Origin of the sequence: Chryseobacterium sp., assembly GCF_022712095.1 — a bacterium.
GTDB lineage: Bacteria > Bacteroidota > Bacteroidia > Flavobacteriales > Weeksellaceae > Chryseobacterium.
Genome location: NZ_JALAHD010000257.1, coordinates 1 through 5,419, shown reverse-complemented (window position 1 = coordinate 5,419; position 5,419 = coordinate 1). Strand labels below are relative to the sequence as shown.

General features: G+C 35.3%; 5 protein-coding genes. 3 read left to right on the top strand and 2 right to left on the bottom strand.

The features are described from left to right. The first annotated feature begins 238 nt into the window (after positions 1-238). Both Q0A18_RS13300 and Q0A18_RS13295 read left to right on the top strand, forming a co-directional pair. Positions 239-1,132 (top strand): histidine kinase, encoded by an 894-nt coding sequence (locus Q0A18_RS13300; RefSeq protein WP_292010637.1) that lies wholly within the window; start codon positions 239-241, stop codon positions 1,130-1,132. Continuing rightward, positions 1,125-1,826 carry a LytTR family DNA-binding domain-containing protein gene (locus Q0A18_RS13295; protein ID WP_292010636.1) on the top strand — a complete coding sequence of 234 codons (702 nt, stop codon included), beginning with the start codon at positions 1,125-1,127 and terminating at the stop codon, positions 1,824-1,826. Before Q0A18_RS13300 ends, Q0A18_RS13295 begins: the two co-directional genes overlap by 8 nt. A gap of 51 nt (positions 1,827-1,877) precedes the next feature. On the opposite strand, the gene Q0A18_RS13290 is transcribed toward Q0A18_RS13295, so the two are convergent. Both Q0A18_RS13290 and Q0A18_RS13285 read right to left on the bottom strand, forming a co-directional pair. Then, positions 1,878-4,271 carry a M1 family metallopeptidase gene (locus Q0A18_RS13290; protein ID WP_292010635.1) on the bottom strand — a complete coding sequence of 798 codons (2,394 nt, stop codon included), beginning with the start codon at positions 4,269-4,271 and terminating at the stop codon, positions 1,878-1,880. Positions 4,272-4,339: 68 nt separating this feature from the next. Continuing rightward, entirely contained in the window at positions 4,340-4,915 is a 576-nt protein-coding gene (locus tag Q0A18_RS13285; RefSeq protein ID WP_292010634.1) for a HupE/UreJ family protein, read from the bottom strand. Between the two features lie 68 nt (positions 4,916-4,983). On the opposite strand from Q0A18_RS13285, the gene Q0A18_RS13280 reads away from it, so the two are divergent. Continuing rightward, on the top strand, positions 4,984-5,419 hold a 436-nt coding region (locus Q0A18_RS13280; RefSeq protein ID WP_292010633.1), incomplete at its 3' end, for a DUF6702 family protein.

Sequence of the window (5,419 nt, the reverse complement as noted above, 5' to 3'; positions counted from 1 at the left end):
CTTCTGAAATCAGAGGGAAAATATGTTTTTAATTGTAAATTTTGTAATTATTTTGTTGATTATCAGGGTTTTATTTAGTGATAAGATTCTGAGAACTATTATGCAATACCACTGGAAATTTCTATTGAGGTTCCAGCATGTTTTTTTTCTGTTTGTTTTCATTTTTATGATTTTTTTTACCGAAAACTACTTCCTGAGCTCCCCGGATCTTATTTGGTGCGTTGTTTTGAATGTTATTTTGAACGTCGGAATTTACTATCTGGTATATTACTATTTAGTTCCCTATTTCTATCTTTCCAATAAATATCCTGAGTTCATTCTATATGCTCTGATTTGTTTTCTGGTTTCAAGTTTGTTCCGAATTTTATGGGAACCTGCGGTTTTTAATATGAACTTCAGTAAAGAAGGTTACCATATGGGTTATCTGTATAGTGTGTATATTTCACAGGGAATTGTCATCCTTGTAGCTTCTTTTCTGGGGATTACTAAAGATAAATTCCTGATAGAACAGAATGTGGTGAATTTAGGAGAAGAAAAAGAGCAGTTATATCTGGATCTGCTGAAATCTAAACTCAATCCGCATTTTTTATTAAATACACTTAATAATATCTATGCTAACAGTTTCAGTCATTCTGAAAAAACTCCCGAATCCATTCTCCAGCTCAGTAAGCTTCTACAGTATATTATTTATGACAGCAGTAAAAAAAAGATAAGTATTGCCCAGGAGTTTTCCTCTATAGAATCCCTGGCCGGGTTGTATCAATTGAAATATAATAATCAGTTGAATATTCACTTTGAAATAGAAAATAAGGAAACTATGGAGGATATTGAAATTCCACCTTCGATTTTTCTTACTCTTTTTGAAAATGCACTCAAGCATTCAGGAATAGGAAGGGTAAAAGACAGCTTTATTAAACTTTCCTATACTGTGGATCATCATGATGTGGTTTTTGAGATTGTAAACTCCGTAGGAGAAGGAGAGATGGTGTCTGAAGAAGATCATGATGGTTTGGGGAATGAGGCTATTATTCATATATTAGAAAAATATTATCCCGGAAAATTTAATTTCTTTTCAGAAGCTCTGGAGGATAATCATTATAAAACTGTTTTAAAAATCGCCTTTCATGGCTAATCTGACTATAGTAAATGTTGATGACGAATATCCGGCCTTACAATTGGTAAAACAATATTGTGAGAGGATTGAAGATGTGGACCTGATCAATTCATTTCAGGATCCTAAAGAGGCTTTGAGTTATCTTAAAGCCCATAAAGTAGATTTGGTGATTCTGGATATTAATATGCCCGGAATGAATGGGGTAGAGCTCCTTCAGCAGTTACCTTATAAACCGCTTTGCATATTTTTTACTTTGGAGACCCAATATGCCGTTAAAGCTTTCGAACTGGATGTGGTTCATTATTTGGTAAAGCCTGTGGACTTTGAAACTTTCAATAAAGCTGTGAATAAAGCTAAGGACTTTTTGCAGTTTAAAAACTCTGGATACGGTTTACAGCATGAAGATTTTATTATGTTTAAGTCTAATTATGTGATGAATAAGGTGTTTCTTAAAGATATCCTTTGGGTGCAGGGTTTTGGGGAGTATATTGTCCTGGTAACCCCTTTGAAAAAATATATGATTCTGGACAGAATGTTGAATTTTGTAGAAAAATTTGAAAGCTTTGGATTTATAAGAATACATAAATCATATATTGTTCTGACTTCCCATATTACTTCCTATGACTCCGCAAATGTTTTTCTGAGAAATGGTGAAAAACTGCCCTTGGGAAGAACTTATAAATCTTCTTTGAAAGATCTCTTGAATCATTGATTTCTTAAAATAAAAAAGCTCCATACAAATCTAATGTATGTAGCTTTTTTATTAATTATTTATTTTTCCGGCCGCCTGCATAGGATTTACTTTGCCGTTGGAGCTTCCTCTTGCCGAGGCTTCTTCTTGTTTCTGCTTGAATAGCTGGAATTTTGATAACTGGGAATTGGTTCCGTCATTACTCCAGTAATTATTGGAAGTGTCAATGTCAGCAGTTTCTCTCATCGGATCCAGTTGAATTGATTGTAATTTTTTATCAAAATAGTAAGTCTTTGAAACTTTCTGCTCATTTTGTCTCCAGATCTGGGCAGAAGATTTGTCGTATAATTTAGAACCGTCTTCAAAGGTGAACTCTAAAATAATAGGCATTACCAACCCTCCTTTGTTTACAAAGTCTATCTGATAGGCAGTAATATTCCGGAATTTTTCTTTATCCTTTTTATCCAGAGCCGTAGTGCTGTTATCTGATTTTGAAGAATATTCTTTGTTATTATCTACCTTTTCCTGTCCTCTGTCATATCGGTAATAAAAATCCTGAAGATCTTTATTTTGTTCTACATAGAACGTAATATTTTTATCCTCTCGGTTTCTGATTTTTGATAGGTCATCAAAATCATTCAAAAGAGGTTTTTCTACTTTGTATTTATACTGACTGCTGGTAGGAGCGGTATCCATATCCGGAGTAGCGATAGTCACTTTATCAATACTGATATCAACAGGGTCGGTACCGTAGAACCAGCCTCTCCAGAACCAGTCCAGATCTTCACCGCTGGCATCTTCCATCGTTCTGAAAAAATCAGCAGGTTCAGGGTGCTTAAAAGCCCATCTTTTGGCATAAGTTTTAAAAGCTTTATCAAAAAGCTCTCTTCCCATAATGGTTTCACGAAGGATATTAAGCCCTGTTGCCGGTTTGGAATAAGCATTAGGTCCAAAATGAATAATGTTTTCGGAATTGGTCATAATAGGTTCCAGCTGATCTTTTGGAAGTTTCATATAATCTACAATAGTCCATGCCGGGCCGCGTTTTGACGGAAATTTATTGTCCCATTTTTCTTCTGTAAGATATTCTGTGAAGGTATTCAGTCCTTCATCCATCCAGCTCCATTGTCTTTCATCTGAATTCACGATCATTGGGAAAAAGTTGTGACCGACTTCATGGATAATTACTCCTATCATTCCGTTTTTAGTTCCTTCGGAGTAGGTTCCGTCCTGTTCGGTTCTCCCAAAATTGAAACAGATCATTGGGTATTCCATTCCATTGGCGGCTTCTACAGACTGAGCGACGGGATAAGGGTAAGGGACTGTAAATTCGGAATAAGTTTTTATAGTGTGGGCAACGGCTTTAGTTGAGAATTTTCTGTAAAGGCCATAAGCTTCTTTCGGGTAAAAGCTCATTGCCATTACTTTATTATTGTTCTCAGGAATGGTTACCTGCATCCCGTCCCATACAAACTTTCGGGATGAGGTCCATGCAAAGTCTCTTACGTCTTTAGCCTCAAATACCCATGTTTTTCTTTGCTTTGAATGATTTTTCTCTGCCTTTTTCGCTTCATCCAGCGTAACGATTTCTATAGGTTCACTAGCGGACTGTGCTTTTCTATATCTTGATAACTGATCTGATGATAAAACCTGATCATAGTTTTTACACTCTCCGGTTCCTCCTACAATATGGTCGGCAGGAACATTAATAGTCACCTTAAAATTTCCGAATGCCAGAGCAAATTCTCCCCTTCCGGTAAACTGATGATTTTGCCATCCATGAAAATCACTGTACACACACATTCTCGGATACCACTGAGTAATGGTGTATAAGTCGTTACCGTCTTCCGGAAAATTTTCATAACCTCCACGGCCTCCCATTTTGATTCTGTTGGGAATATTGTAATTCCAGTCTACTTTAAAACTGAACTTTTCTCCTTTTTTTAAAATTTTAGGAAGATCAATGCGCATCATGGTCTTATTTACCGTATATTTTAGAGGATTTCCGGATATATCAGTCACCTTTTCCAGGTTGACACCGTATCCGTTATCTTTTTCCGGTAATTCTGTAGTCCTTAAACGTTGGTCTGTAGTAGAATTAGGAAGGGTTGATGAAAAATCATATCCTGCATTTTTTGTATTGGACTGTTGATTTTCATCTAATTGTAACCATATATAATCAAGGTCATCAGGAGAATTATTATAATAGGTAACCGTTTCCGATCCTCTTAAATTTCTTTTATTTTCATCCAGATAAGCTGAAATTTCATAATCTGCTTTATTTTGCCAATAGCCCTGCCCCGGTGCTCCGGATGCAGTTCTGTACATATTAGGAGTAGGAAGTATGGTTCCCAGTTGTTCAAACTTATTTCCATGATTGCTTCCCGGATTGTTCTGAATATTCTGGGCGCTAAGTCCAATATAAGAAAATACAGAAAGTAAGGCTGATGCTACTTTTAGTTTCATGACCAGATAGTTAAGAATTTTCAAATATAATAATAAGTATATAAAAAACTATTAATGTTTTTGTATTATTAGAATGGAATTCTTTCTAAAGTCATTTTCACTGAAAGAGCAAAGACTCCGGATGATACAAATAATACCCAGTCTTTTTTATTGATACGGAATAGCTTTAACAGTATAAACAGAATGATAAGTATCCCTGATACTATGACAATCTGTCCGAGCTCCAACCCAATATTAAAGCCCAGAAGAGGAATTGCAATACTTTGGTTTTTTGCAATCATCACCCTTGCGGTATTGGCAAATCCCATTCCATGAATGAGTCCAAAAATGAGGGCTAGATAGTAATTCGTCCTCATCAGATTCTTTTTATTTTTCATGATGATATTATCCAGAGAGGTAAGGACGATGGTTAAAGGAATTAAGAATTCTATCCAGTTAGAAGGAACTCTTACAATGTCCAAAATGCTGAGTGCTAATGTTATAGAATGCCCGATAGTAAAGGCTGTAACAAGGATAAGAATTTTCTTCCAGTCGCTATAAGAATAAACGGCGATTAAAGCCAACACGAAAAGCTGGTGGTCTAAGGCATCTAAAGAAATGATATGTTCCCATCCCAGATTTAAATAAAATAAAAAATCCTCCATAATAGATTATTGGTAAAGCTTACGAAAATAATGATTAATTTCGGAACAGATTTTAAACTACCGTAGGGATGAAGAAACTGCTTCTCTTTTTATTGGGTCTTTTTATGGTGCTTTCTTTTGATGAGGTAACGCACCCTTATCATGTAGGTTCAGTAGAGTTGAATTATAATGCAAAGTCGAAAACCTTTGAAATTGCAGGACGCTTCTTTTTAGATGATCTTGAAAATGCACTTGGTAAAAAATATGGAAAATCTTTTCACTTTAATGATGAGAAATATAAAAATCAACTGAATCAGGCCCTGAAAGACTACAGTTCTGAATATCTGAAGGTGAAGGTGAACGGTGGATTTGTAAAGCTCAGTTATTTGGGTTATGAAGAAGATAGTGAGTCTGTGAATATTTATTTAGAATCTGAAGTAATTAATACTCCTCAAAAAGTAGAAACAGCAGTTAGCTTTCTGTATAATTTATTTGATGATCAGATCAATATTGTTCATATAATAG

What these genes read in the sequence shown, in the direction of transcription:
- Q0A18_RS13295 (WP_292010636.1), top strand. Translation starts at nt 1,125, where the DNA reads ATGGCTAATCTGACTATAGTAAATGTTGATGACGAATATCCGGCCTTA.
- Q0A18_RS13285 (WP_292010634.1), bottom strand. Translation starts at nt 4,915, where the DNA reads ATGGAGGATTTTTTATTTTATTTAAATCTGGGATGGGAACATATCATT.
- Q0A18_RS13290 (WP_292010635.1), bottom strand. Translation starts at nt 4,271, where the DNA reads ATGAAACTAAAAGTAGCATCAGCCTTACTTTCTGTATTTTCTTATATT.